This window comes from Pseudomonas sp. FYR_7, from assembly GCF_043106155.1.
GTDB lineage: Bacteria > Pseudomonadota > Gammaproteobacteria > Pseudomonadales > Pseudomonadaceae > Aquipseudomonas > Aquipseudomonas parafulva_B.
Map to the genome: position 1 here is coordinate 36829 of NZ_JBICMI010000035.1, position 25020 is coordinate 61848.

Sequence of the window (25020 nt, forward strand, 5' to 3'; positions counted from 1 at the left end):
ACAAGATGGCTATTGAAACTGTACTTCACTCCAATGCACTGAATGCGTCCAGCTTTGTGCAAAATAATGTCGACCCACGTACTGGCCAGTATGCGGTAAGTATCAACTTGCCAGCCCTTGTTGGTAATTATCAGGTCGGTCCAGAGCTGCCCATTCGCCTGGTGTTCAATCCATTCAGCGACAACAATGTCGGCTTCGGCCGGGGGTGGTATGTCGACCTTACTCAATACGTGCCGGCTACGCGCATGTTGCGGCTTCACACCGGAGAAAGTTTCAAGGTGACCGGGTCTGGTGCAGAGCCGGGCATCAAGGAAAGAAAACTCGAAAGCTTTCGTTTTTTCGATGACAGTGAAGGGGGCAAGAAACAATACCGTGTGGTGCACAAGTCCTATATGGAAGAAGTGCTGAGCGAGTACGGTACCGGGGATAATCTTGTTGCACTGCCGTCTGAGGTTCGCGCCGCTTCGGGCCATCGTATTCTGTTGAGCTACACCGCCAACCAAAGGCTGGAGCGCATTGTCGACGGCACGGGTCAGGCGTTGCTGGAAATCAGCTATGGCAGCACGGTAACACTCAAGCTGCATCCTGGGGCCAATGGCGGCAAGCCGGTCGCCGAATACAAGCTCAGCCTGGTCAATGAGCAGTTGCGTCAGGTCGACTTGCCGGCCGAAGTGGGTGGCAACTGGCGGTTCGAATACACCACGTCTTTTGGTCTGACCTGCCTGGCCAAGGTTTCGACACCCTACGGTAGTGTGGAAGATATCCGCTACGGTGAGGGCGGTGATACAGGCCATCTGCTGCCAGGCGGTGGAACCCGTGCGGCGTTACCGCGTGTGACCTCGCATACGGTCAACCCTGGCGGCGGCCAGCCGTCGATGAAAACCAGCTACACCTACACCGTCCTGCAAGACAGCGTTGAGGCGCCGAACAACTTCGTCGGTAACGGCAGCGGTATCAGCTGGCGTGACGATGGTGAGGACAACCTCTATCGTGCCCGCTCCACCTACCTGTATGGCAGCACGGCGTCTCAATGGGGTAAAGGTGCGGATGGCAAGGACCAGGTATTGCGCACCACTCATCGTACGTACAACCGTTTTCACTTGCAGGTGGGTGAGGTCGTGGTGCAAGGCAAGAACCAACTTGTCAACAGCACGACGTATCACGGCAATGTAACGACTGAGTTCGACAATCAGCCGCGTAACTTCCAGTTACCGCTGGAGCAAACCCGGGCGTGGTCACTGCTAGGGGATGCTTCCAGGTTTCGCCAAGAGCCTGCCACCAGGACCGTATATGACCTGCATGGCAATTTGGTCGAGCAGATCCTGCCCTCCGGGCAGCGCACCGTGATCGCGTATTACCCTGCCGAAGACGACCCGGACGGCTTCGTACGCAACCAAAAAAGCGTGACGGAACATCCCGCAGCGGATGGCGACGAACCTGCGCCGGTACTGCGAAAAAGCTTCCAGTACAAGGCGCTCGCTCGGGTAGCTTATCCGGGTGCCTCGATCAAACGATCGGCGTCCGATTGGCTGGTCCTTACGCAGGAAAGCCTGTGTGAGGTCGTTGGCGAGGTAGAGCAGGCAGCGTTGAAAGTGACCACCGTGAGCCCGGTCGATGACCCTGCCGACTTGCTGCGCCATGGGCGTTCATCGCTGGAAACCCTGGTCATGGGGGGTAAAAGTACCACGACCGGTTTTACGTACAGCTTGGACGATCTCAATGGGCACCCTGTGCTGGTGACCGAGCAGCAGGTGACCGGCTTTGATCATGGGAGTATTGACCAAGAAACTGGCGAGCCGCGCCATGTTCGCAAGGTGATCACGCTGAAGCATTCGATGCTCATTGGCGAGCCGTTGCTCAATCGCGATGACAACGATGTTGAAATCGAGTACGCCTACGATGCGTTACGCCGTGTGGTTCGTGAGACGGTGTCACCCAATGACGATGCGTATAGGGCATCTCGCATCTACACGTACGGGCTTGTGAGCGCACCGGGTGGTCAGGCCGTGCAAACCCGAATAGACGTCAAGGGAGTTGCCATCAACTCATACATTGATGGCCTGGGGCGAGTGGTCCGCGAAGAGCGGCACGATGCTGACGTCGACGCAGAAGATGTCCGCCTGCGTCAAGTCTTTCGCCCACGCAGCTCGTTTACCTACGATGAACTTGGCCAGTTGACCGAGGCAATTGAATACGACTGGAAAGGCGAACAGCAAATGCCGTTGGCGACCCAGTATGCCTACGACGATTGGGGCGTACAGCGTTGCGAGACAGGGCCGGACGGGGTCAAGCGGTTCCAGGAGCATGACCCGATCGGGTCCAACCCTGACGGGACCGACCCCAAGGGCAACCTGGCCACCCAAACCGAGTGGAGCGAGTCTGCAGATGGCAAGCTGAGCGTGGGCAAGACCATCACCTGGTTGAACCTGTTCGAGCAGCCTGCCCAAGTGCAGCGCTTTGACCTGGCGGATAAAATGTACGCCACGCATGAGTACTTCTATGACGGCTTGGGGCGCAATGTACGGGAGATCGATGCGCGTAAAGCCGTTACCCGCTCCGGCTATGACGCTTTCGGCCGCCTGGTCGACCAGACACTGGCGGACAGGTCGGTGGTGCATCGCGACTATGCCGTGCACAGCAGTGAAGACTTGCCGATCAGTATCAGTGTCAACGGTGTCGTGCTGGGGGAGCAGGTTTTCGACGGTCTGAACCGTATGATCACCTCTGTTACCGGCGGACGGGCGCGGCACATGCACTATGAGCCTGGCCAGATCAAACCGAGCAAGGTGCGGACAGCCGCTGGCAATGTCATCGAGTATCAATACCTTCCTCAACTGGGTGAGGAGCCTCAACTACGGCGCATTCCGGGTAAGCAGGCCGACTATACATTCGACCCGCTCAACGCCCGGCTTACCCACTGCAAGGAGGAGGAAGAGGAATTGAGCCGCGTCTATTTCAGTACCGGCGAAATCAAGCAGGAAACCCGCGTCATCGGCGACGAAACCTGGACCATGGAGTACGGCACCAGCCTGTTGGGGCGCCAGTTGTTCTATAAGGATGTTCTCGGCCAGACGCAGACCTACGATTATTACCCCAGCGGCCTGTTGGAGCGTACTGCACTGGGGAGCACAAGCAGTTGGTTCTTCTATGACGGGCTGAGCAATTCCCAATGCATACTCACCCTGGATGGCACTCAAGGACTAGCCACCGAGCTGGAGTACGATCACCAAGGGCGCGAATGCCTGCGTCGGTTTGTGTTCCTCAGTAGCGTGCCTGAAGCGCCGATCAAAGACTTTACGTTCGCCAATGAACGTGTGCAGGCGCTGGTTGCAGAGGCCGGGCTTTTGGTGCAGGCAGTACAGGAGCTGGCGCAGGAATACAGCGTGCTCGACCAGATCACGTCAAAACGCTTGAGTGATAATGGCACTGTCTTGCGTGAGGAAACATTCAAGTACGACCTGCGTGGTCGGCTGGAGGAATACAGTTGCGATGGGCTGGTTTCCCATAGCCCGACCGACCCGGCTGGGAAGACTATTCGTCAGCAGTATTTCGAATTTGATGCGCTCGACAACATCACCTGGGTGCTGACCGAATTCGAGGAAGAGGACGGCAGCAAGGGCAGTAACGAGGCTACCTATCTATTCGACAATGAAGACCCTGCGCAATTGAGTGGCGTGCGGAATACCCATTCCGACTATGCAGACTTCACATTGCAATACGACAAGGACGGCAATATGAGCCTCGATGACAAGGGCAAGACGCTGACGTACGACGCCCTGGGCCGCCTGAGCAGCTATGACGGCAGTGGTTACAGTTACGATCCTTTGGACAGGTTGTCAGGCCAGGAGGTATAAGGGCAGATGAAGTGAAGTTCGGGCCGAGGAACTACTGCCCCTCGGTTAAGCGAATACTCAAGCAAATTGGGGCCATTTTGCACCCCTTCGCGTCAAACCGCCGCGCAGGGGTGCAAAATGGCCCCAGTAACGCTTACGGTATGTCCACCCTGAACTGCACATCACTGTTGGCAACGCCGGCGGTTACCTGCCCATCGATCGCTTTGTAGGCAGCAGAAAACAGCATGTCGGTGGGTTTGGTGTCATAAAGGGGGTACTGTTTGGAGGCTATTCCGTTGTCTACTGGTGTGCCTGTGTTGTCCTTGATGATCAAGGCCAAACCCGTAGCACCACCTGGTTCCAGAGCATACAGCGTACCGCTGGCGCCAGCGCCGCCGTAGTTCCCGGTAAAGGTCACGCGGGCATTGGCCCCTGGCAGCAATATACAGCCACCGCCCGGTGTAAGGCGCAAGCCGAAGGCGCGGTTGGCGGCCTCGTCATCTGCTTGCTTGAATTGGGCTGTGCGCACTGTGCCCATGTAGATTCTGGAAGCAGGTAGACCTGTCGAAGGGTCGATGATTTCAATCGCACAGGTCCCGCTGCTCACCTGGCCGAAGAAGTTGATCGAGCCGCTGTTCGCAAACGCCTGTTGACTGGCCATTGCGAACGCAAAGGCAATGACTAGAGGCTTCATGGAAAGCTCCTTGATTTCTTGAGTCACAATGGCAAACGAGCCCATAGGGCTCGCTTGCAGGTGTCGGGTGGGAGTGCTCAGGGGCTGCTGGACAGCGCCTTCTGCATCACCGGAGTAGCGACCCCGTAGTCATTGATGGTGGTAAAGGTCAACTGCAAGCCACTGAGCGATTTGATCCGGGCAAGGTCATAGACCTGCTGGCCAAACGGTGGCGCCATGGCCATGGCCTGTATAGCCTCTGTCGCACCTGCAGCGCTGACTTCCAGGCGGCCGAATGTGTAATGGAAGGGTGTCGGGTTATCGACCACCAACTGGACACGTCCAGGGCCTTGACGTACGGACCATTTTAGCTCGCCGATGCGGTCGGCGGGCCGGTCAGTCAATTGGCTGGGGCGATAGAAGAGCTTGAGGCGCGTACGCAGTGCGATATTGAGGACGTTCACATCATCAGGGCTGACCTCGGGGATTTCCTGAATATTGAGGTAGAACAGTGTTTCCCTGTCATTAGGCAGCGCGTTGGGCAGGTGGTTGATCTGCACCATCTGCTCCTTGCTCGGGTCCAGACGGAACAAACCGGGAGAGGTCGCCAGCGGGACGGGTGTGTCGGTATCGTCCTTGGCGGTGTTGACCCAGCTTTGCACCGCGTAGGGGCGAGGGCTGGGGTTGGCTATCACCACCGAGGTGCTGCGTTTGTCGCTGTCGAACACGACTCGCGTGGTGTTGACGGTCAGCGCTGCCTGAGCAGTCTGCAGGGCGGCTGCCAAGTAAATACCCAATGCGAGGCGGCGCGGGTGAATCTTCATCTGACGATACCTTCTGAATAATATGAGGAAGCCTCAGGCGGTATCAGCTCGCCTGAGGCGCGTTCTCATGGAATATCGACCAGAAATTGCACATCGGTGTTAGCCGTACCGGCCGTCACGGCGGTACCTATGGATTTGTAGGCCGCAGAGAAGATCATGGTGGTAGGGTTCGTGTCATCCAGTGGGTAATCCTTGGAGGCCAGGCCGTTATCCACGGGGGTGCCGGCATTGTCCTTGATGATCAAGGCCAGGTTGTTGGCTCCGCCTGGTTCCAACGCATACAACGTACCACCTGTGCCGGCGCCGCCATAGGCGGCAGTGAAGGTGACAGTGGCATTGCTACCAGGGGCAACGACGCAACCAGCGCCTGGGGTGATACGCATGCCGAAGGCGCGAGATGCCGCTTCATCGCCAACGGCGGTGAACTGCGAAACACTGACGTTGCCCATGTTGACGCGGGCTACCGGCAGGCCTGTCGACGGGTCGATGATTTCGATCGGGCACGTCCCGGCATGCACCTGGCCGTAGAAGTTGATCGAGCCAGTGTTGGCTAATGCGGCGTTGCTGGCCAGGCCAAGTGTTAAAGCCAGGAGAGTTTTTTTCATTAGGAGCTCCAGGTTAGAGTGTGTCAGGTGGATATTGGGTAAGGCTGCACAAGCATCGCTAAATGCGACGGTGCACAGCGTGCGAGTTTGCTTGTGGTTCGTATGTAGGAAAAATCTGAAGTCCGATTGGCTTGCGCTGATCTTCTCTCCCGGTTCTACGGCAGTTGTTCGATGGAAGGTGGTGCTGTTTCCATGGTCTGTTTCATAGAGCGTGAAAGGGCCGTGCGGTTGCGTCAACTGATAGAAATACCAGTTGCCAAACCGTTAAGGCCATGCACGCCGGGCAGCACAGTCGCACTGTGAGACTAAACTTTGTCTGGCACTGGTAAAAATGCCAGTTGATTCGATTCTTGTGGGGTGGGGTAATTGGCGCTCATACCAGGCAGGGGACTCTGAGGTGAAAAAAACCAAAAATAATGAAGCGACCGGGATCGGCTCTTCGTCTATGGCGCCGGAGGCGGTGTGCACAATGTTCACGAATGTATTGTGGATTAATACGCTGTGGCTAACAGACGCTAATAATGATTTTCTGATTGAGTCGTTTGTTAAGACTAGGCCGCCTGCTTTAATGGGGCGCGAGGGGGCAGAGGCGTTGCTGAGGAAGTTTTCCAAAATCGAAATTCTGTCATACGGTGACGTCAGTAACAAGTTGATTCTTCATTCATCCCAAGAATTCCTCATATTTACGAAGAGACTCTCCAACTTGGGCGCGGAACAGATCCTGCGCTTGACGGAGATCAACGGCCCCTGGGTGAGATTCTCGGTCACGTTACCAATGCGAGAGTGCTACCTGCGGTACCAGGCGCAAGGTCAAAGTATGCTGAGTTTCGAATGGACGGGTGGGGCCGACTATGGCTCCTACGACACGAATGACTCAACTGTCGAGACTGCGGCGCCTCCCGAGTATATTGAATATTATGACCAGAGAAAGAAAATTGACATTGCGATCATGCCGCGCCCTGAAAGTGCGAAGCTGCAAGATCTTTATATCTATATGATTCCAGACGAAAACCGGCGCGTCCGGCATTTCGGTTTTCTGGAGCGGCCCATTGCCTATGAAAGTTTGGTAAGCGGGGTGCAGCAACCCATCGCGCCCGCAGCAGATGCAGCCTTGTTTGGCTATTTTCCAAAAGAAAATTTTCCAGAGGTGGGGGCAGGTAGAGCACCTGTGGACAGCGCATTCATTAGCGATTTGGTGACCCCACCGGGGTCGACTGAATTGGTTGGTGTAATGGATGCCGGGGGGTCGTTATTCGGCTACAGGAGGGTCTACAAGAAGTCGTTGAAGCCCGCTGAGTCGGCTACCCCAGCCGCGACGTACAAAATTTCACCGTACTCACAAGTTTTCCATGCAGGGGATGCAAAGGAGCGGCTTGGTTTCGTCAGTCTACAAATGCCTGGTGTCAATTGGAGTGTGACGGGTGATGCAGGCGGTACCCTTGTCAAAGAGGGTAATGATCACTTCTACGTACCTGCCCTCAAGCCACCCGGTGTCGTCTTCAGTGCACCGGGAGAAACCTTGATCCCAGCCGCTACCAGGGCTAGTTTTCCCCGGGTGCCAGCACGTACAGATGTGCTGACGGCGGCGGAAGATGGGATGAGAGAGTCGGTATCTTTCGTCACGACATTCGTGTATCCGACGCATTTCATCCGATTTACCCTTGCAGGCAATGCGTTGCAACTCAACTGCTGGTATTTCAACCTCGACATGGAAGAAACCGCAGTGCCGGCCGAGGATGTTGAGTGGCACATCCTTGCAGGCAACGGTGTGGTATCGGCGCAAGGTGTGTTTACGCCTGCGTCGACAGCGCCGAGCGGTGTCACGGTGGTGATGGCTCTGGATACGCGCAATGTTGTTGAGTGGCGCTTCGCGGTGACAATCATTCCGTTGCCATTGCTGTCTGTGTACGACGCGTTGCGGCTACAGCAAGCGTGACCAGGGCTGCCCGAGGCGCATCGCCCCAAACGGATGGAGTCAGTGGGGAGGGCCGGGCTGCAGGCTCAGCACCTGTTTTTCCTGGTTCCAGTCGAACGGTTCATCGTTCTGCTCGGCTTCGTAACGGCGCTCTTCAAGACGTTGATACAGGTCCAGTTCGTCATCGGGCATGAAATGCAAGCAGTCGCCGCCAAAGAACCACAGTAGATCTCTGGGTACAAGATGAGCGATCTGCGGGTAACGCTGGATCACCTGGCAGATCAGGTCTTGCCCCAGGTATTGACTTTTCAGCGGGTTTTGCGGCAGCAGGGTCAGTAGTTCGTCGAAGCGTTCGAGGAACAGGGCGTGGCTTTCCTCGGGTACCTGCTCGGCTTCGCCCAAGGCCACCAGGATAGTACGCAGGTGGTTAAGCAGTTGCAGGTTGTAATCCAGGTGGGAATTGGCCATGGGGCGGTCCTCGGGGTGATTGAAACGAAGGCGGAGTATACGCCGGTTGGGGATGGGGAGGCAGAGCGCCCCCATCAATCAACGCACCTTGCCAGGTACTGGCAGCAATTGCTCCTTGTCGAAGGCATCCACATCGATCACTGCCCGGCGTGCCTGTTCCGCTGCGTGCAGCCGTTGCCCTTCGTCAGGCTGCAGCACACCGCTTTCGATGGCCGCATCAATCACCGACTGCCCAGGTGCCGGCCGTACCTTGCCGTCCTTGATCCCCAGGTGCAGCGCCTTGTGCAGTGGCACTGCCTCATCAAGCAAGTCGCAAGCCCGTTGCAGTGCTGCCACTGGGTCACCGTCCGCCTGTGGCCGGAAGCAGCCCGCGAGCAGCTCTTCCAGCGCTGGGTCACCCTTGCTACGCCCAATCAGCGCCGCGACCTCGGCATCCAGTTCATCGCTCGGCCCGGTATGACGACGGCCGAAGGGGAACACCAGGACCCTTAGTGCACAGCCGACAAAGCGGTTGGGGAAGTTGTCGAGTAACCTATCCAGGGCCTTTTCCGCCTGCCCCATGCTTTCTTCCATGGCCCAGCGTAGCAATGGCTGCATCTGCTCGGGCGAGCCCAAGTCGTGATAACGCTTGAGCGCCGCACTGGACAAGTACAGATAACTCAGCACATCGCCTAGCCGGGCACTCAGGCGCTCGCGGCGCTTGAGGGTGCCGCCCAGCAGCATCATCGACAGGTCCGCCAGCAATGCAAAGGCTGAGGCCTGGCGGTTCAGGGCGCGGAAGTAGCCTTGGCTGAGGGTATCGCCTGGTACGCTTTCCAGGCGGCCCAGTCCCAGATTGAACACCAGTGTGCTAGCCGCATTGCCGGCGGCGAACATGATGTGCTTCATCAACAGGTCATCGAACTCTCCTAGCGCCTGGTCGCGGTCCTCACGGTGGGCCAGAGCCATTTCCTTGAGTACGAACGGGTGGCAGCGAATGGCGCCCTGACCGAAGATCATCAGGTTGCGTGAGAGGATGTTGGCGCCCTCGACCGTGATGAAGATGGGTGCCCCTTGCCAGTTACGCCCCAGGTAGTTGTTCGGGCCCATGATGATGCCCTTACCGCCGTGCACATCCATGGCGTGCTGGATGCATTCGCGGCCGCGCTCGGTCAGGTGGTACTTGAGGATCGCCGACAGCACCGAGGGCTTCTCGCCCAGGTCTACCGCTTTGGCCGTCAGCAGGCGCGCGCTGTCCATCAGCCAGGCGTTGCCGCCGATGCGTGCCAGCGATTCCTGGATACCTTCGAATGCGGCCAGCGGCACGTTGAATTGCTCGCGGATGTTGGCGTACTGGCCGGTGACCAGGCTGGTGTACTTGGCGGCGCCGGTGCCCACGGCGGGCAGGGAGATGGAACGGCCTACCGACAGGCAGTTCATCAACATCATCCAGCCTTTGCCGAGCATGGCCTGGCCACCGATAAGGAAGCTCAGTGGCACGAACACGTCCTTGCCGCTATTGGGGCCATTCATGAAGGCGGCGCCCAGCGGCAGGTGGCGTTTGCCGATGTCCACGCCGGGGGTGTCGGTAGGGATCAGCGCCAGGCTGATGCCCAGTTCTTCCTCCTCGCCCAACAGGTGGTCCGGGTCGTAGGCCTTGAATGCAAGGCCCAGCAGCGTGGCAACCGGGCCTAGGGTGATATAGCGCTTTTCCCAGTTCAGGCGCAGGCCGATGACTTCCTCGCCATGCCACTGGCCCTTGCACACCACGCCGGTGTCGGGCATGGCGCCGGCGTCTGAGCCGGCCAGAGGGCCGGTGAGTGCGAAGCAAGGGATGTCGTCGCCACGGGCGAGGCGTGGCAGGTAGTGGTCGCGTTGTTCGTCGGTTCCGTAATGCAGCAGCAGTTCAGCTGGGCCGAGGGAGTTGGGCACCATCACCGTGGAGGCCAGATCGCCGCTGCGGGTGGCCAGCTTCATCGCCACCTGGGAGTGTGCGTAAGCGGAAAAACCCTTGCCACCGTACTGCTTGGGGATGATCAGGGCAAAGAAGCCATTCTGTTTGATATGCGCCCAGGCCGCGGGTGGTAGGTCCATGTCCTGGCCGATCTGCCAGTCGCTGACCATGGCGCACAGTTGTTCGGTAGGGCCATCAATGAAGGCCTGCTCTTCGTCGGTCAGCTTGGGTGCCGGGTAGGCCAGCAAGGTGCGCCAGTCGGGGCGGCCGCTGAACAGTTCGCCGTCCCACCATACGGTACCGGCGTCGATGGCTTCACGCTCGGTTTGCGACATGGGCGGCAGGGTGCGCTGGAACCAGTCGAAAACCGGGCCGGTGAACACCTTGCGGCGCCAGTCGGGCAGCGCCAACAAGGCGCCTTTGAGTGCCAGCACGAGCCAGATCAGTGCTAGCAGCCAGCCAGGAGCGCTGCTGAAAATGCCCATCAGCAGCACATAGGCGGCCATGATGCCGAGAATCTGCAAGGGTGCCAGGCGCCTGTGCGTGAGGTACGCCGCGCCTATCACCAGCACTACCAACCACAACAGCAACATAATCGGTCCTCCTTGGAACCAGGGGGCTTGAGCCGTTCCGGACAGCTTAGACGCAACGCCGGGAAAGGCAGGGTCAGAACAGTGACAGGGTGTGGCGGTGGGAGTTTCAGTCCGGTGATTGCCTGTACTGGCCCTTTCGCGGGCAAACCCGCTTCTACAGGGGGCACCGTCCCCAGATAAGGCGCGATTCTTGTAGGAGTGGGCTTGCCTGCGAAAGGGCTGGTACAGGCAACAAACCTCTGGAGTAGACTGTGCAACATCCGCATTCATAAGGACGTTGCCATGCTGAAGATCTGGGGCCGCAAGAACTCGAGCAATGTGCGCAAAGCGCTGTGGATCGCCCAGGAACTGGGCCTGGACTTCGAATCGATCGACGCCGGCGGCGCCTTCGGCGTGGTCAACGAGCCGCACTACCGCGCCCGCAATCCCAATGGCCTGGTACCCATGCTTGAAGACGGTGACCTGACCCTGTGGGAGTCCAACACCATCGTCCGCTACCTGTGCGCCGAATATGGCACCGAGCAAGGTTGGTACCTGGAAGACCCGCGCCAACGCGCTTTGGCCGACAAATGGATGGACTGGGCCACTTCATCCTTCGCCGCACCCTTCCGCCCGCTGTTCTGGGGCCTGCTGCGCACCCCCGAAGACCAGCGCGACTGGGTGGCGATCAACGCTGCGCACAAGCAGTGCGCCCAGTTGCTGGCCATTGCCGACGAAACCCTGGCCACACAGCCCTATCTTTCCGGTGACCAGATCGGCATGGGCGACATCCCACTGGGTAGCTTCGTCTATGCCTGGTTCGAAATGTCCATCGAGCGCCCGGCTATGTACCACCTGGAAGCCTGGTACGAACGCCTCAAGGCCCGCCCGGCCTACCAGGCTGCAGTAATGACTGCGCTGACCTGATCGAACACTACGGCTGTTTCGATAGTCACTATCAATACACATGACTGTACTTGTGCGGCCGCGCCTTGCACCATTGGCCGCACTCACTGCGCCAGTGACCTTGTCTGGCGTGTCCTGCACCTTATTTTTCGGTAAGTGACCCGCTATGAGTTCTGCCCTGTCCATTCGACAGCTCACCAAAACCTACGGCAACGGCTTTCAGGCCCTCAAAGGCATCGACCTGGATGTCGCCGAAGGGGACTTCTTCGCCTTGCTCGGCCCCAACGGCGCCGGCAAATCCACCACCATCGGCATTCTCTCCACCTTGGTGAATAAAACCAGCGGCACGGTCAATGTGTTCGGTCACGACCTCGACCGCGAGCCCTCGGCGCTGAAGCGTTGCCTGGGCGTGGTGCCACAGGAGTTCAATTTCAACCAGTTCGAGAAGTGCTTCGACATCGTCGTGACCCAGGCTGGTTACTACGGCATCCCGCCAAAGATCGCCAAGGCGCGTGCCGAGCAGTACTTGACCCAACTGGGCCTGTGGGACAAGCGCGACGTGCCATCGCGTTCGCTGTCCGGCGGCATGAAGCGCCGGCTGATGATTGCCCGTGCGCTGATCCACGAGCCGCGTTTGCTGATTCTCGACGAGCCGACCGCCGGCGTGGACATCGAGCTGCGCCGTTCGATGTGGAGCTTCCTCACCGAGCTGAACCAGAAAGGCATCACCATCATCCTCACCACCCATTACCTGGAAGAGGCTGAGCAGCTGTGCCGTAATATCGGCATCATCGACCACGGCACCATCGTCGAGAACACCAGCATGCGCCAACTGCTGGGCAAGCTGCATGTCGAAACCTTTGTCCTCGACATCAAGCAGGGCCTGGCCACGGCGCCGGTGTTGCAGGGTTACCCGTGCCGGCTGCTGACCCCGCACACCCTGGAAGTACAGGTTGAGAAAGACATCGGCATCACCGCCCTGTTCGGCCAGTTGGCCCTGCAGAATATCGACGTGCAAAGCCTGCGCAACAAGACCAACCGACTCGAGGAGCTGTTCGTGGCCCTGGTGGAAAAAAACCTTTCGAAGGTGGCCGTATGAGCGTGGAGCTGCGTACCAACTGGGTCGCCCTGAACACCATCGTCTATCGCGAAGTGCGGCGCTTCTTGCGCATCTGGCCGCAGACCCTGTTGCCACCGGCAATCACCATGGTTCTGTATTTCGTCATTTTCGGCAACCTGATTGGCCGGCAGATTGGCGACATGGGCGGGTTCACCTACATGCAGTACATCGTGCCGGGGCTGATCATGATGTCGGTGATCACCAACTCCTATGGCAACGTGGTATCGAGCTTCTTCGGTAGCAAGTTCCAGCGCTCGATCGAAGAGCTGATGGTCTCGCCGGTATCGCCGCACACCATCCTGGTAGGTTATGTCCTAGGCGGCGTGCTGCGTGGCTTGGCGGTAGGGGTGATCGTCACCATCCTGTCGATGTTCTTCACCGACCTGCAAGTGCATCACCTGGGTGTGACTGTGGCAGTGGTACTGTTGACGGCGACCATCTTCTCCTTGCTGGGGTTCGTCAACGCGGTGTTCGCTCGCAATTTCGACGACATTTCGATCATCCCGACGTTCGTACTGACTCCGCTGACCTACCTGGGCGGCGTGTTCTACTCGATCACCCTGCTGCCACCGTTCTGGCAGACCGTATCGCTGGCCAACCCTGTGCTGCACATGGTCAATTCCTTCCGCTACGGCATTTTAGGGGTGTCGGACATCAGCATCGGCACGGCGATCACGTTCATGTTGGTGGCCACTGCCGTGCTCTACCTGTTGTGCGTGCGGCTGCTGGTCAGCGGCCGGGGGATGCGTGCCTGAAACCTTGCACCGGCATTGGCGACGACGCCACTGCCGGCCTACCCACCAGCGCCAGTACATCAGGGTACTGAAATAGCCGAGCATACCCAGCAGTACGGCGCACACGATTGAACCGAGCAGGAAGGGTTGCCAGACCGTCGACAGTTGGTCAGTGATCCACTGGAAGGTCAACGTGTCAGGCAGTGCGCGTGGTGGTACCTGCATTAGCCAGGCACCGACCATGTAGGTAACGAAGAACACCGGCGGCATGGTCAGCGGGTTGGTCAGCCACACCAGGCTGACGGCGATCGGCAGATTGCCTCGCAGCGGGATGGCCAATGCAGCGGCAAGCAGCATCTGTGCGGGCATCGGGATCAATGCGGCGAACAGGCCGACGCCCATGGCTCGCGCTACCGAATGACGGTTCAGGTGCCACAGGTTAGGGTCATGCAGCAACTTGCCGAAAAAGCGTAAGGACTTGTGTTCCCGAATACTGCTCGGGTCCGGCATGAAGCGTTTGAATAGTCGGCGCGGCATGGGGGCTCCCGGGGCGTTGACCGGGGCAGTATGCCCTGATTCCCGTTCAGCCTCGTTCAGAGTTTGTGACAATTGTTGAGCAAGCAGTGCCGGCAAGTGGGCTATGCCTCAGAGGTTCATTCAGCTTCTGGAGCTCTACCTCATGCGCACAGGGATGTTGGCGCTCGCGCTCGGTCTGCTCAGTCTCTGCGTGGTACCTCAATTGCCATCGGTCGGATGGCTGCTAATGCTTGCAGCGGGCGCCGTCGTCAGTCTGTTCACCCGGGGTTGGTTATTGGGTTTGTTCCTGCTGGGCTTCTGCTGGGCCTGTTGGTCTGCCAAGCAGGCCGTGGACGATCGTCTGGCGCCAGGGCTCGATGGTCGCACCTTGTGGCTGGAAGGGCGGGTGGCCGGACTGCCGGCGCGCACTGCGCAAGGCGTGCGTTTCGAGCTTGAAGGCGCGCATTCCCGGCGTGCCGATTTGCCGCAACGCCTGCAATTGAGCTGGTTTGACGGACCACCGCTGCGTGCCGGCGAGCAGTGGCGCCTGGCCGTCACCCTGCAGCGGCCGACCGGCCTTCTAAACCCCCACGGGCCCGACCGGGAGGCGCAGCTGCTGGCACGTCGGATCGGCGCCAGCGGAGCGGTGAAAGCCGGGCAGTTACTGACGCCCGCGGCAGTCGGGTGGCGCGATGGCCTGCGCGAGCGTCTGCTGGCGGTCGAAGCCCATGGTCGGCAAGCCGCGTTGGTGGCGTTGGTGCTTGGTGATGGGACCGGCCTGGCGCGCGAAGACTGGCAGGCGCTTCAGGCCACCGGCACCGTGCACCTGCTGGTGATTTCAGGCCAGCACATTGGCCTGGTGGCGGGTCTGCTCTATGCCGTGGTCGCGTGGTTAGCCCGCTGGGGGCTATGGCCGCCCCGGCTGCCGTGGCTGCCTTGGGCCTGTGTGCTGGCCATGAGTGCAGCGCTGGCCTACGGCTGGCTGGCCGGGGCAGGGGTGCCAGTACAGCGCGCCTGTCTGATGCTGGCCGTGGTGCTGCTGTGGCGCCTGCGCTTTCGTCACCTTGGCGCGTTCCACCCCTTGTTACTTGCCTTGGTTGCCGTTTTGCTGTTCGAGCCGTTGGCGGCGCTGCTTCCAGGCTTCTGGCTGTCATTCGGCGCCGTGGCCACGCTCATCTACAGCTTCAGTGCTCGGCTAGGGGCCTGGCGACCCTGGCAGGCATGGACGCGAGCGCAGTGGGTCATCGCCGTCGGGTTGCTCCCGGTGCTGCTGGCCGTGGGCTTGCCGGTGAGCCTGAGTGCCCCGTTGGCCAACCTGGTGGCGGTGCCGTGGGTGAGCCTGGCGGTATTGCCGCTGGCGCTGTTGGGCACTTTGTTGCTGCCGCTGGGCGACGCAGGTGAGGCATTGCTGTGGCTGGCAGGCGGCCTGCTGGATGTCTTGTTTCGCGCGCTAGCACTGGTCGCCCAGCAGCGCCCGGCATGGGTGCCTCCGGCACCGCCGTTGTGGGCCTGGCTGCTGGTATGCCTGGGTGCACTGCTGCTGTTGCTGCCACGGGGTGTGCCGCTGCGTGGGTTGGGCGCGGTGATGCTCTTGGCGCTCTGGGTGCTTCGGGAGCCGGTCTCGCACGGCCAGGTCGAGGTCTGGCAGCTGGACGTGGGGCAAGGCTTGGCGGTGTTGCTACGCACCCGGCAGCACAGTCTGCTGTATGACGCCGGGCCGGCCAGGGGCGAAAGCGATCTGGGTGAGCGGGTCGTGGTGCCCACCTTGCGCAAGTTGGGGGTCGACAGCCTGGATGTGCTGCTGGTCAGTCACGCCCATGCCGATCACGCCGGCGGTGCAGGTGCGATCCAGCGCGGGCTGCCGGTCAGACGGGCGATTGGCGGTGAGCCGCTGGAAGAGGTTCAGTTACAGCCTTGCGTCAGTGGCGAGTCCTGGGAGTGGGACGGGGTTCGCTTTTCCCTGTGGCGCTGGGCGGATGCGCGCACCAGCAATGACCGCTCCTGCGTGTTGCTGGTCGAGGCGTCGGGGGAGCGGTTGCTGCTGGCCGGTGACATGGAGGCGGGAGCCGAACGTGCGTGGCTGGCTGCCATGGATTCACCACGCATCGACTGGCTGCAGTCGCCGCACCACGGTAGCCGCAGTTCGTCGACCGAAGCTTTCATCCGCGCTGCGGCCCCGCGTGGGGTACTGATTTCCCGCGGGCGCAACAACAGCTTCGGGCATCCCCATGCACAGGTGGTCGAACGCTATCGCAGGCATGGCATGACCCTGCACGACACGGCAGTGGAGGGGGCGTTGCGTCTGGTGCTCGGTGCGCAAGCCGGGGTCGAGGGTATGCGCAGCCAGCGCCGCTTCTGGCGTGACGTCAGGGGTGGTTAATGCTGATGAGCGCCTGCCGCGCCTATGGTAAAGTGGCGACCTTTTCCAGAGGGCTTCTACTGTGTGGGAATTGGTCAAGTCCGGCGGTTGGATGATGCTGCCGATCATTCTGAGTTCCATCGCCGCCATGGCTATCGTCGTCGAACGCCTGTGGACCCTGCGCGCCAGTCGCGTCAGCCCGCCCCACCTGCTGGGCCAGGTGTGGATGTGGATCAAGGACAAGCAACTGACCAGTGACAAGCTCAAGGCCCTGCGTGCCGACTCGCCCTTGGGCGAAATCCTCGCGGCGGGGCTGGCCAACTCGCGTCATGGTCGCGAAATCATGAAAGAGTGCATCGAGGAAGCCGCCTCACGCGTTATCCACGAGCTCGAGCGCTACATCGGCACGCTGGGCACCATCGCCGCCATGGCGCCGCTGCTGGGCCTGCTGGGCACCGTGCTGGGCATGATCGACATCTTCAGCGCGTTCATGGGGTCGCAGATGACCGCCAACGCCGCGGTGCTGGCGGGTGGCATTTCTAAGGCGCTGGTAACCACGGCGGCCGGGCTGATGGTGGGTATCCCGGCGGTGTTCTTCCACCGCTTTCTGCTGCGCCGTATCGACGAGCTGGTGGTCGGTATGGAGCAGGAGGCAATCAAGCTGGTGGAAGTGATTCAGGGTGACCGTGAGGTGGAAGTGGCTGGAGGCAAGGCGTGAAGTTTCGGCGCAATCGCCAGCGCGAGAATATCGACATCAACCTGGCGTCGTTGATCGACGTGGTGTTCGTGCTGTTGCTGTTCTTCGTGGTCACCACCACGTTCACCCGCGAAACCCAGCTACGCGTCGAGTTGCCCGAAGCGGCCAGCGCCGAGCGTGCGCCGGGCGATGAGGGCAAGCTGGTAGAAATCACCATAAGTGCCGAAGGCGTGTACTCGGTCAACAACCACCTGTTGCCCAAGAGCGACTTGGCCACCCTCAGCGAGGCCATCGAGCGTGAATCAGGTGGCGACAACAAGCTGCCCCTGGCCATCAGTGCCGACGGCAAGACCCCGCACCAGGCTGTGGTCACCGCAATGGATGCTGCCGGCAAGCTCGGCTTCAGCCAATTGCGCATGACCACCGTCGAGGCGGCCCAGAGCACACCTTGATGACACTAGCCGATCGCCTGCTTGCTGCCTGGTACACCGGCCATCCGGCACTGGCATTGCTGCGTCCGCTGGAAGCGCTGTACCGCTGGGTGGTCAAACGCAAGCGCAGGCGTTTTCTCAACGACGAGCGCGCTAGCTATCGCGCTCCGGTGCCCGTCATCGTGGTGGGAAACATCACTGTCGGCGGTACCGGCAAGACTCCTATGATTCTCTGGCTGATCGAGCACTGCCGCCAGCGGGGGTTGAGGGTGGGAGTGGTCAGCCGTGGCTATGGCGCCAAGCCGCCGCAGTTCCCTTGGCGGGTGACGGCCGATCAGGCGGCCGAACAGGCAGGCGACGAGCCGCTGTTGATCGTGCAACGTACCGGTGTGCCGCTGATGATCGATCCGGACCGCGCACGTGCGGTGCAGGCCCTGCTGGTCAGCGAACCCCTGGACTTGATTCTGTGTGACGACGGCATGCAGCACTACCGCCTGGCGCGAGACCTGGAATTGGTATTGATCGACGCAGCCCGCGGCCTGGGCAATCGCCGATGCCTACCGGCCGGCCCCTTGCGCGAGCCTGTCGAGCGTCTGAATGCGGCCGACGCAGTATTGTTCAATGGTGCAGCACTAGACAGTGCCGAGGGCTTTGGTTTTCGCCTGCAACCCAGCGCGTTGGTCAACCTGCGCACGGGCGAGCGCCGTGCACTCGACCATTTTCCCGCAGGCCAGCGCCTGCATGCGGTGGCCGGCATTGGTAACCCTCAGCGTTTTTTCAATACCTTGCAGGGCCTAGGCTGGCAGCCGCTGCCGCATCCCTTTGCAGACCACGCGCAATTCAATGCCCGAAACCTTGCCTTCACACCGTCACTGCCGCTCATCATGACCGAGAAGGATGCGGTGAAGTGCCGCTCTTTTGCCGCCGAGAACTGGTGGTACCTGGCTGTAGAAGCACAACCCACGCCGGCATTTGGCACTTGGTTCGACCTGCAGTTGCAACGTTTGCTACCCAAGCCCTGATCCCGTTTTCAATTTCGGCCTTCTGGCCTAGAGGAAGCCTTCAATGGACACCAAACTGCTCGATATCCTGGCCTGCCCGATCACCAAGGGCCCGCTCAAGCTCAGCGCCGACAAGACCGAGCTGATCAGCAAGGGCGCCGGCCTTGCCTATCCCATTCGCGACGGTATCCCGGTGATGCTGGAAAGCGAGGCACGTACCCTGACCGATGATGAGCGCCTGGACAAATGAACCTAGACTTCACCGTCGTCATTCCAGCCCGTCTGCGCTCCACACGCCTGCCAGGCAAGCCCCTGCTGCCCATCGCCGGTAAACCAATGGTGCAACACGTATGGGAACAGGCGCGCAGGAGTGCCGCCAGTCGCGTTGTCATTGCAACCGACGATGCCAGTATCTTTGAGGCTTGCCAGGCATTTGGCGCTGAGGTGCTGATGACCCGCGTGGACCATGAGTCCGGCACCGACCGTCTGGCCGAAGTGGCCGTGCAGCTTGGCCTGCCCAGCGAGGCCATCGTGGTCAATGTGCAAGGTGACGAGCCGCTGATCCCGCCGGTGATCATCGACCAAGTGGCCGCCAACCTGGCGGCTAATCCGCACGCCGGTATCGCGACTTTGGCCGAGCCCATCCATGAGCCGCAAGCGGTGTTCAACCCCAACGCAGTCAAGGTAGTGAGCGACAAGAACGGCCTGGCCCTGAGCTTTAGCCGTGCGCCGCTGCCGTGGGCGCGCGATGCGTTTGCCAAAGGTCAGGAGCTGCCGCCCGGTGTGCCTTACCGCCGCCATATTGGCATGTACGCCTACCGGGTTGGTTTCCTCCATGATTTCGTCGGTTGGGGCCCATGCTGGCTGGAGCAGACCGAAGCGCTGGAGCAGCTGCGTGCGTTGTGGCACGGCGTGCGGATCCATGTGGAGGATGCCATCGAGGCACCCGCCGTGGGCGTGGACACCCCTGAAGACCTGGAGCGCGTACGGCGCTTGCTGGAGGCCTGATGCGCGTTCTGTTCGTGTGCCTGGGCAACATCTGCCGCTCGCCGACTGCCGAAGGCGTGCTGCGTCATCAACTGCAGGCCGCTGGGCTTGCCGATCAGGTGCAGGTGGCCTCGGCCGGTACGGGCCACTGGCACGTTGGCAAGGCGCCCGACGAGCGCACCCTCAAGGCCGCACTGGCACGTGGCTACGACCTGTCGGAACAGCGCGCCCAGCAGGTCAAGGTGGGGCACTTTGCCGAGTTCGACCTGGTACTGGCAATGGATCAGAGCAACCTGCGCGATTTGCGTGCTCTGCGCCCGCATGCGGCGATAGGCGAGCTCGACCTGTTTTTGCGCCGCTACGGTTCTGCGCTCGATGAAGTTCCAGACCCGTACTATGGCGGTGCCGATGGTTTCGAGCAGGTGCTCGACCTGATCGAAGCCGCCTGCCAAGCGCTGGTCGTGGAAATCAAGGGGCGGTTATGACGGGGCAATGGCAAGAGCAGGTCTCGCTCAAGCCGTACAACACGTTTGGCATCGACGTGAAAGCGCGCTACTTCAGCCAAGCCAAAGACGACCTGCAGGTGCGTCAGGCGCTGGACGCTGCGCAGCAGCAGGGTATACCCGTGCTGGTGATCGGCGGGGGAAGCAACCTGCTGCTAACCCGCGATGTCGATGCCCTGGTGCTGCACGTCTCAAGCCAGGGCCGCCACGTGGTCAGTGACGATGGTGAGCGCGTTTTGGTCGAGGCCGAGGCGGGTGAGGCCTGGCACCCGTTCGTGCAGTGGACGCTCGCGCAGGGCTTTTGCGGGCTGGAGAACCTCAGCCTGATTCCCGGCACAGTGGGTGCTGCCCCCATGCAGAACGTGGGCGCTTATGGCGTAGAGATCAAGGATGTCTTCGCCGGCCTGACCGCGTTGGACCGCAAGACGGGTGACGTCTGTGACTTCGCCTTGGCCGACTGCGCGTTCGGCTACCGTGACAGCGTGTTCAAGCGTAACCCTGGTCGCTGGCTGATCCTGCGTGTGCGCTTCGCCTTGAGTCGCACCTTGCAGGCGCGCTTGGACTACGGCCCGGTGCGTCAGCGCCTGGCCGAGCAGGGCACTACCGCGCTCACTGCGCAGGCCATCAGCGATGCCATCTGCAGCATTCGTCGTGAAAAATTGCCTGATCCGGCCGAGCTGGGTAATGCCGGGAGCTTTTTCAAGAACCCTGTGGTTGCGGCGCAGGTGTTTGAGCGTATCCGTACGCAACATCCAGGTGTCATTGCTTACCCGCAGGCCGATGGCCAGGTGAAGCTGGCAGCAGGCTGGCTGATCGAACAGGCGGGCTGGAAGGGCTATCGAGAAGGCGATGCCGGGGTGCATCGCCTGCAATCGCTGGTGCTGGTCAACTATGGCCAGGCGAGCGGGGCGCAAATGCATGCCCTGGCGCGGCGGATCCAGGTCGACATCCTTGAGCGGTTCGGGGTTGAGCTGGAGATGGAGCCCAATCTTTATTGATACTGCCTACGGCAACTTCCTAGGCGCCGTGTCCGCCGACCACGGTAAACGCCCGACCAAGAAAAAGCCCCGCCAGTTCGCACTGGCGGGGCTTTTTCATTCAGCCTTGGCTATCAACCCTGGTAGGTTTTTGGCTCGTCGGCGGTCTCTGGTGTTGGCTCGTCGGTAGCAGCGCCAGCCTGAGCGGCTTTGGCGGCAGCTTCGGCTTCACGCTTGCGGCGACGCACTTCACGTGGATCGTTTGGTGCGCGGCCGTTGGACAGCATGACGGTGGCAGGCTCTGCCGCGGCAGCTGGGGCTGGCTCAGGCTCAGGCGCAACCGTTTCAGGCGCGGCCAAAACCTCTGGCTGGGCCTCTACCGCCGGGGCAGGCTGTTCGGCAACCGGGGCGACCTCGATCACAGAGGGTGCCTGCTCGATTTCGCCGGCTTCGATGGCCGGGGCTTCTGCAGGCACTTCGGTGATCAGCGCTTCGGGTGCCTGAACGTCTGCCGGGGCTGCTTCAACGACTGAGGTTTCGGTGGTCGCGGCTGGCTCAGCAACGGGCGCCTGTTCGATTACCGGCTGCGGGGCGACTTCGACCACTGGCACGGCCGAGGCCTCGACAAATGGCGCTGGCTCGCTGATCGGTTGCTCGACCACTGGGGCCACGGCGACCGCTTCTGCTGGAACTACAGTTTCAGCTTGCTTGGCCGGTTGAGCGATTTCGCTGCTGTCGGTTGGGGCAACAGCGGCGACTTCGGCGGTAGCGCGCTCGGCCTGCTGATTGGCCTGGGCTTCGGCGTCGGTGCTGATGTTGCTGGTTGCAACCGCAGCGGTCACCGCAATACCTGCGGCCAGCTCTGCGCCCAGCTCGGTGGCCTGGCGCTGTTGAGGCTGCTCTTCGCTGCCTTCTTCTTCGCCGTCGATCAGCTCACCGTTGGCGTTGCGCTGGCGCTCGCGACGGTTGCTGCGGCGACGCTGGCCACGCGACCGGCGGCGCGGACGCTCGCCATCGTTGCCGTCCTGCTCGTCCTGTAGCTGCTCTTCGTTCGGCAGTTGCTCTTCGGCCATTTCGGCAGCGTGTTCGGCAGCTTCCTCGGCCGCGCGTGGCTGACGTTCTTCACGAGGTTGGCGCGGGGCGCGTTCTTCCCGGGCGGCACGCTCTTCGCGAGGCGCTCGGTCTTCACGTGGTGCACGTTCTTCGCGAGGCGCGCGTTCTTCACGCGGAGCACGTTCTTCGCGAGGTGCGCGGTCTTCACGCGGAGCACGCTCCTCGCGAGGTGCGCGGTCTTCACGCGGAGCACGCTCTTCGCGAGGTGCGCGGTCTTCACGTGGAGCCCGTTCTTCGCGAGGCGCACGCTCTTCACGTGGGGTACGTTCTTCGCGAGCTACACGTTCTTCACGGGGCTGACGCTCCTCGCGTTCTACTGGCGGCGTGGCGTCCAGCGGCTCGCGCAGTTCACGCACGCGCTCTTCGCCACGGTTGCCGCGACGGTCCTCGCGAGACTGGCGTGGTGCACGCTCTTCGCGCGGGGCACGTTCTTCACGCGCAGCACGCTCCTCGCGTGGCTGGCGATCCTCGCGCGGGGTACGTTCGACACGTTCTTCACGCGGCTTGCGCTCTTCATCGCGACGACCGTTGCGGTTACGGCTCTGCTGCCGTCCGTTACGGCGTTCCTCGTTACGCGGGCTGCGTTCGGTAGTCGGCTTTTCAGCAGCAGGGGCGACAGGGGCGGCAGCAGGTTCTTCCTTGCCAGCGAACAGGCTCACCAGCGACTTCACCAGGCCCTTGAACAGGCTTGCCTCCGGGGCGCTTGGGGCAGGGGCGGCGGCTGGCGCAGGCTGTGGCTCCTCGCTGGCTGGCACGGGTGCATTCGCACGGGCCGGTGCGGTTTTCACGGCGGCTTCCTGGCGAACCAGGGTGCGGGTGGCGGTTGGCTGTGGCGCTTCTTCGGTCTCGCTGGCAGCGATTTCGTAGCTGGACTGGTTGTTCAACACCTCGGGATTGTCGTCGCGCAGGCGCTGGACTTCGAAGTGTGGGGTTTCCAGGTGATCGTTTGGCAGGATGATGATGCGCGCACGGGTGCGCAGCTCGATCTTGGTGATGGAGTTGCGCTTCTCGTTGAGCAGGAAGGCGGCCACCGGGATCGGCACCTGGGCGCGGACTTCGGCAGTGCGATCCTTCAGCGCCTCTTCTTCGATCAGGCGCAGGATAGCCAGCGACAGCGATTCCACGTCACGGATGATGCCGGTGCCCGAGCAGCGCGGGCAGACGATGCCGCTGCTTTCGCCCAGCGACGGACGCAGGCGTTGACGGGACATTTCCAGCAGGCCGAAGCGCGAGATGCGGCCAACCTGCACGCGAGCGCGGTCGGCCTCAAGGCATTCACGCACACGCTCTTCCACGGCGCGCTGGTTCTTGGCAGGGGTCATGTCGATGAAGTCGATGACGATCAGGCCGCCGATGTCGCGCAGACGCAGCTGACGGGCGATTTCCTCAGCCGCTTCCAGGTTGGTCTGCAGGGCGGTTTCCTCGATGTCGCTGCCCTTGGTGGCGCGCGCCGAGTTGATGTCGATGGACACCAGCGCTTCGGTCGGATCGATCACGATCGAACCGCCCGATGGCAGCTCGACCACGCGCTGGAAAGCGGTCTCGATCTGGCTTTCGATCTGGAAGCGGTTGAACAGCGGGACGCTGTCTTCGTATAGCTTGACCTTGCTGGCGTATTGCGGCATGACCTGGCGAATGAAGGTCAGGGCTTCTTCCTGGGCATCAATGCTGTCGATCAGCACTTCGCCGATGTCCTGGCGCAGGTAGTCGCGGATGGCGCGGATGATGACGTTGCTTTCCTGGTAGATCAGGAACGGCGCGGCGCGGTCCAGCGAAGCTTCCTTGATGGCGGTCCACAGCTGCAGCAGGTAGTCCAGGTCCCACTGCATCTCTTCGCTGCTGCGGCCAAGGCCCGCGGTGCGAACGATCAGGCCCATGTCGCCTGGTACGGTCAGGCCATTGAGCGCTTCGCGCAACTCGTTGCGCTCTTCACCTTCGATGCGACGGGAAATGCCACCGGCGCGCGGGTTGTTGGGCATCAGCACCAGGTAGCGGCCGGCCAGGCTGATGAAGGTGGTGAGGGCCGCGCCTTTGTTGCCGCGCTCTTCCTTCTCGACCTGGACGATGACTTCCTGGCCTTCGCTGAGCACTTCCTTGATGTTGACGCGGCCTTCAGGGGCCTTCTTGAAGTATTCGCGGGAGATTTCTTTCAACGGCAGGAAGCCGTGACGTTCGGAGCCGAAGTCGACGAAGGCGGCTTCGAGGCTGGGTTCGATGCGAGTGATCTTGCCTTTGTAGATGTTGGCCTTTTTCTGCTCTCGTGCACCGGATTCGATATCCAGGTCGTAGAGGCGTTGGCCGTCCACCAGGGCTACGCGCAACTCTTCGGGTTGAGTGGCGTTAATCAGCATTCTTTTCATGTTGTACCGTCGGTTTCCGGGCTGCCGGAAACGGCGTTCGGCACACACGACGTCTCATGGTCGGTGCCAAGGTGCGCAAAGGGTGATTAACCACCCCCGTGTCGAGCAACGTTCGGCACCAGCCGGTTGCCCAGCCTGCCGTTGTCGCGACGACGCGTCCTGTTTTGCTGCGGTGCCAACAAGGCCCCGGAGGCTTCGAATTGTTATCCGAATCAACCAAGCGGGCCTGGTGCACTCAGTCAGGAGGAGGAATCAACCTTCAGCCGTGGACGCCCAGGGGCATCTGTTCAGGACCTTATCCGCTCGCCAGCCGTACGATGGGGCTGGTGGCCGGACGCGGTGCTACACGGTCCGAGGGCTGTGCATCTCCACCCTGCACGTATCCCTGATAATTCGGGTGCTGCCGCGCGCTGAATCCGCAACGGGTTGCATTTTTCGCCAGCGCGATTCTGCGCTGGCGCCATTCATGTCCAAGGCAGGTATTTCCGAGGCA

Annotated in this window: 20 protein-coding genes; 13 read left to right on the top strand and 7 right to left on the bottom strand. The window is 61.1% G+C overall.

The window, feature by feature from the left end:
- The first annotated feature begins 5 nt into the window (after positions 1 to 5).
- Positions 6 to 3854, top strand: a complete 3849-nt coding sequence (locus ACF8R3_RS09310) for a sugar-binding protein (RefSeq protein ID WP_392515522.1) — start codon at positions 6 to 8, stop codon at positions 3852 to 3854.
- Between the two features lie 133 nt (positions 3855 to 3987).
- Here ACF8R3_RS09310 and ACF8R3_RS09315 read toward each other — a convergent pair whose 3' ends face one another.
- From ACF8R3_RS09315 to ACF8R3_RS09325, 3 genes are all read right to left on the bottom strand, one after another.
- Positions 3988 to 4572, bottom strand: coding sequence for a fimbrial protein (locus ACF8R3_RS09315; RefSeq protein ID WP_392515523.1), 585 nt, complete (start codon positions 4570 to 4572; stop codon positions 3988 to 3990).
- Between the two features lie 32 nt (positions 4573 to 4604).
- Positions 4605 to 5330 (bottom strand): molecular chaperone, encoded by a 726-nt coding sequence (locus tag ACF8R3_RS09320; RefSeq protein ID WP_145255140.1) that lies wholly within the window; start codon positions 5328 to 5330, stop codon positions 4605 to 4607.
- Positions 5331 to 5395: 65 nt separating this feature from the next.
- Positions 5396 to 5935 (bottom strand): fimbrial protein, encoded by a 540-nt coding sequence (locus tag ACF8R3_RS09325; RefSeq protein ID WP_058637715.1) that lies wholly within the window; start codon positions 5933 to 5935, stop codon positions 5396 to 5398.
- A gap of 397 nt (positions 5936 to 6332) precedes the next feature.
- Between ACF8R3_RS09325 and ACF8R3_RS09330 the strand changes: the two genes are divergently transcribed.
- The gene (locus tag ACF8R3_RS09330; protein ID WP_392515524.1) at positions 6333 to 7871 is read left to right on the top strand and encodes a hypothetical protein; all 1539 of its coding nucleotides are present in this window, start codon (positions 6333 to 6335) and stop codon (positions 7869 to 7871) included.
- A gap of 39 nt (positions 7872 to 7910) precedes the next feature.
- Here ACF8R3_RS09330 and ACF8R3_RS09335 read toward each other — a convergent pair whose 3' ends face one another.
- Positions 7911 to 8318: a PA2817 family protein gene (locus ACF8R3_RS09335; protein ID WP_058637713.1), complete on the bottom strand. Its 408-nt coding sequence runs from the start codon at positions 8316 to 8318 to the stop codon at positions 7911 to 7913.
- Positions 8319 to 8396: 78 nt separating this feature from the next.
- Positions 8397 to 10844: an acyl-CoA dehydrogenase gene (locus ACF8R3_RS09340; RefSeq protein ID WP_392515525.1), complete on the bottom strand. Its 2448-nt coding sequence runs from the start codon at positions 10842 to 10844 to the stop codon at positions 8397 to 8399.
- A gap of 282 nt (positions 10845 to 11126) precedes the next feature.
- Between ACF8R3_RS09340 and ACF8R3_RS09345 the strand changes: the two genes are divergently transcribed.
- The 3 genes from ACF8R3_RS09345 to ACF8R3_RS09355 all read left to right on the top strand — a co-directional run bounded on the left by ACF8R3_RS09345 (position 11127) and on the right by ACF8R3_RS09355 (position 13604).
- Positions 11127 to 11750, top strand: coding sequence for a glutathione S-transferase (locus tag ACF8R3_RS09345; RefSeq protein WP_392515526.1), 624 nt, complete (start codon positions 11127 to 11129; stop codon positions 11748 to 11750).
- Positions 11751 to 11895: 145 nt separating this feature from the next.
- On the top strand, positions 11896 to 12828 hold the full coding sequence (locus tag ACF8R3_RS09350; RefSeq protein WP_058605758.1) for an ABC transporter ATP-binding protein: 933 nt from the start codon (positions 11896 to 11898) through the stop codon (positions 12826 to 12828).
- Positions 12825 to 13604, top strand: a complete 780-nt coding sequence (locus ACF8R3_RS09355; protein WP_058637710.1) for an ABC transporter permease — start codon at positions 12825 to 12827, stop codon at positions 13602 to 13604. Before ACF8R3_RS09350 ends, ACF8R3_RS09355 begins: the two co-directional genes overlap by 4 nt.
- Here the strand turns inward: ACF8R3_RS09355 and ACF8R3_RS09360 are convergent.
- Positions 13488 to 14120 carry a DUF2062 domain-containing protein gene (locus tag ACF8R3_RS09360; RefSeq protein WP_145255149.1) on the bottom strand — a complete coding sequence of 211 codons (633 nt, stop codon included), beginning with the start codon at positions 14118 to 14120 and terminating at the stop codon, positions 13488 to 13490. The genes ACF8R3_RS09355 and ACF8R3_RS09360 overlap by 117 nt on opposite strands.
- Positions 14121 to 14262: 142 nt before the next feature.
- Between ACF8R3_RS09360 and ACF8R3_RS09365 the strand changes: the two genes are divergently transcribed.
- The 8 genes from ACF8R3_RS09365 (at position 14263) to murB (ending at position 21075) form a co-directional block, all read left to right on the top strand.
- Positions 14263 to 16479, top strand: a complete 2217-nt coding sequence (locus tag ACF8R3_RS09365) for a DNA internalization-related competence protein ComEC/Rec2 (RefSeq protein WP_392515527.1) — start codon at positions 14263 to 14265, stop codon at positions 16477 to 16479.
- A 61-nt stretch (positions 16480 to 16540) separates the two neighbouring features.
- Positions 16541 to 17176, top strand: a complete 636-nt coding sequence (locus ACF8R3_RS09370) for a MotA/TolQ/ExbB proton channel family protein (protein WP_058637708.1) — start codon at positions 16541 to 16543, stop codon at positions 17174 to 17176.
- Positions 17173 to 17607, top strand: coding sequence for a biopolymer transporter ExbD (locus ACF8R3_RS09375; RefSeq protein WP_100851112.1), 435 nt, complete (start codon positions 17173 to 17175; stop codon positions 17605 to 17607). Before ACF8R3_RS09370 ends, ACF8R3_RS09375 begins: the two co-directional genes overlap by 4 nt.
- Positions 17607 to 18608 carry a tetraacyldisaccharide 4'-kinase gene (gene lpxK, locus ACF8R3_RS09380; protein ID WP_078478208.1) on the top strand — a complete coding sequence of 334 codons (1002 nt, stop codon included), beginning with the start codon at positions 17607 to 17609 and terminating at the stop codon, positions 18606 to 18608. Before ACF8R3_RS09375 ends, lpxK begins: the two co-directional genes overlap by 1 nt.
- Before the next feature lie 43 nt (positions 18609 to 18651).
- Positions 18652 to 18837 (top strand): Trm112 family protein, encoded by a 186-nt coding sequence (locus ACF8R3_RS09385; RefSeq protein ID WP_003247142.1) that lies wholly within the window; start codon positions 18652 to 18654, stop codon positions 18835 to 18837.
- Entirely contained in the window at positions 18834 to 19595 is a 762-nt protein-coding gene (gene kdsB, locus ACF8R3_RS09390) for a 3-deoxy-manno-octulosonate cytidylyltransferase (protein ID WP_058637706.1), read from the top strand. The genes ACF8R3_RS09385 and kdsB overlap by 4 nt, the downstream gene beginning before the upstream one ends.
- Complete coding sequence (locus ACF8R3_RS09395) at positions 19595 to 20059, top strand: low molecular weight protein-tyrosine-phosphatase (protein ID WP_058637705.1); 465 nt, start codon at positions 19595 to 19597, stop codon at positions 20057 to 20059. The genes kdsB and ACF8R3_RS09395 overlap by 1 nt, the downstream gene beginning before the upstream one ends.
- Complete coding sequence (gene murB / locus ACF8R3_RS09400) at positions 20056 to 21075, top strand: UDP-N-acetylmuramate dehydrogenase (RefSeq protein WP_078478210.1); 1020 nt, start codon at positions 20056 to 20058, stop codon at positions 21073 to 21075. Before ACF8R3_RS09395 ends, murB begins: the two co-directional genes overlap by 4 nt.
- A 113-nt stretch (positions 21076 to 21188) precedes the next feature.
- Here the strand turns inward: murB and rne are convergent, their stop codons facing one another.
- Positions 21189 to 24527: a ribonuclease E gene (gene rne / locus ACF8R3_RS09405; RefSeq protein WP_392515528.1), complete on the bottom strand. Its 3339-nt coding sequence runs from the start codon at positions 24525 to 24527 to the stop codon at positions 21189 to 21191.
- Positions 24528 to 25020: the final 493 nt, after the last annotated feature.

Coding starts and splice junctions, on each gene's coding strand:
- ACF8R3_RS09395 (WP_058637705.1), top strand. CDS start 19,595: ATGCGCGTTCTGTTCGTGTGCCTGGGCAACATCTGCCGCTCGCCGACT.
- kdsB (WP_058637706.1), top strand. CDS start 18,834: ATGAACCTAGACTTCACCGTCGTCATTCCAGCCCGTCTGCGCTCCACA.
- ACF8R3_RS09350 (WP_058605758.1), top strand. CDS start 11,896: ATGAGTTCTGCCCTGTCCATTCGACAGCTCACCAAAACCTACGGCAAC.
- ACF8R3_RS09360 (WP_145255149.1), bottom strand. CDS start 14,120: ATGCCGCGCCGACTATTCAAACGCTTCATGCCGGACCCGAGCAGTATT.
- ACF8R3_RS09315 (WP_392515523.1), bottom strand. CDS start 4,572: ATGGGCTCGTTTGCCATTGTGACTCAAGAAATCAAGGAGCTTTCCATG.
- ACF8R3_RS09325 (WP_058637715.1), bottom strand. CDS start 5,935: ATGAAAAAAACTCTCCTGGCTTTAACACTTGGCCTGGCCAGCAACGCC.
- ACF8R3_RS09365 (WP_392515527.1), top strand. CDS start 14,263: ATGCGCACAGGGATGTTGGCGCTCGCGCTCGGTCTGCTCAGTCTCTGC.
- ACF8R3_RS09355 (WP_058637710.1), top strand. CDS start 12,825: ATGAGCGTGGAGCTGCGTACCAACTGGGTCGCCCTGAACACCATCGTC.
- ACF8R3_RS09345 (WP_392515526.1), top strand. CDS start 11,127: ATGCTGAAGATCTGGGGCCGCAAGAACTCGAGCAATGTGCGCAAAGCG.
- ACF8R3_RS09385 (WP_003247142.1), top strand. CDS start 18,652: ATGGACACCAAACTGCTCGATATCCTGGCCTGCCCGATCACCAAGGGC.
- rne (WP_392515528.1), bottom strand. CDS start 24,527: ATGAAAAGAATGCTGATTAACGCCACTCAACCCGAAGAGTTGCGCGTA.
- murB (WP_078478210.1), top strand. CDS start 20,056: ATGACGGGGCAATGGCAAGAGCAGGTCTCGCTCAAGCCGTACAACACG.
- ACF8R3_RS09335 (WP_058637713.1), bottom strand. CDS start 8,318: ATGGCCAATTCCCACCTGGATTACAACCTGCAACTGCTTAACCACCTG.
- ACF8R3_RS09310 (WP_392515522.1), top strand. CDS start 6: ATGGCTATTGAAACTGTACTTCACTCCAATGCACTGAATGCGTCCAGC.
- ACF8R3_RS09320 (WP_145255140.1), bottom strand. CDS start 5,330: ATGAAGATTCACCCGCGCCGCCTCGCATTGGGTATTTACTTGGCAGCC.
- lpxK (WP_078478208.1), top strand. CDS start 17,607: ATGACACTAGCCGATCGCCTGCTTGCTGCCTGGTACACCGGCCATCCG.
- ACF8R3_RS09340 (WP_392515525.1), bottom strand. CDS start 10,844: ATGTTGCTGTTGTGGTTGGTAGTGCTGGTGATAGGCGCGGCGTACCTC.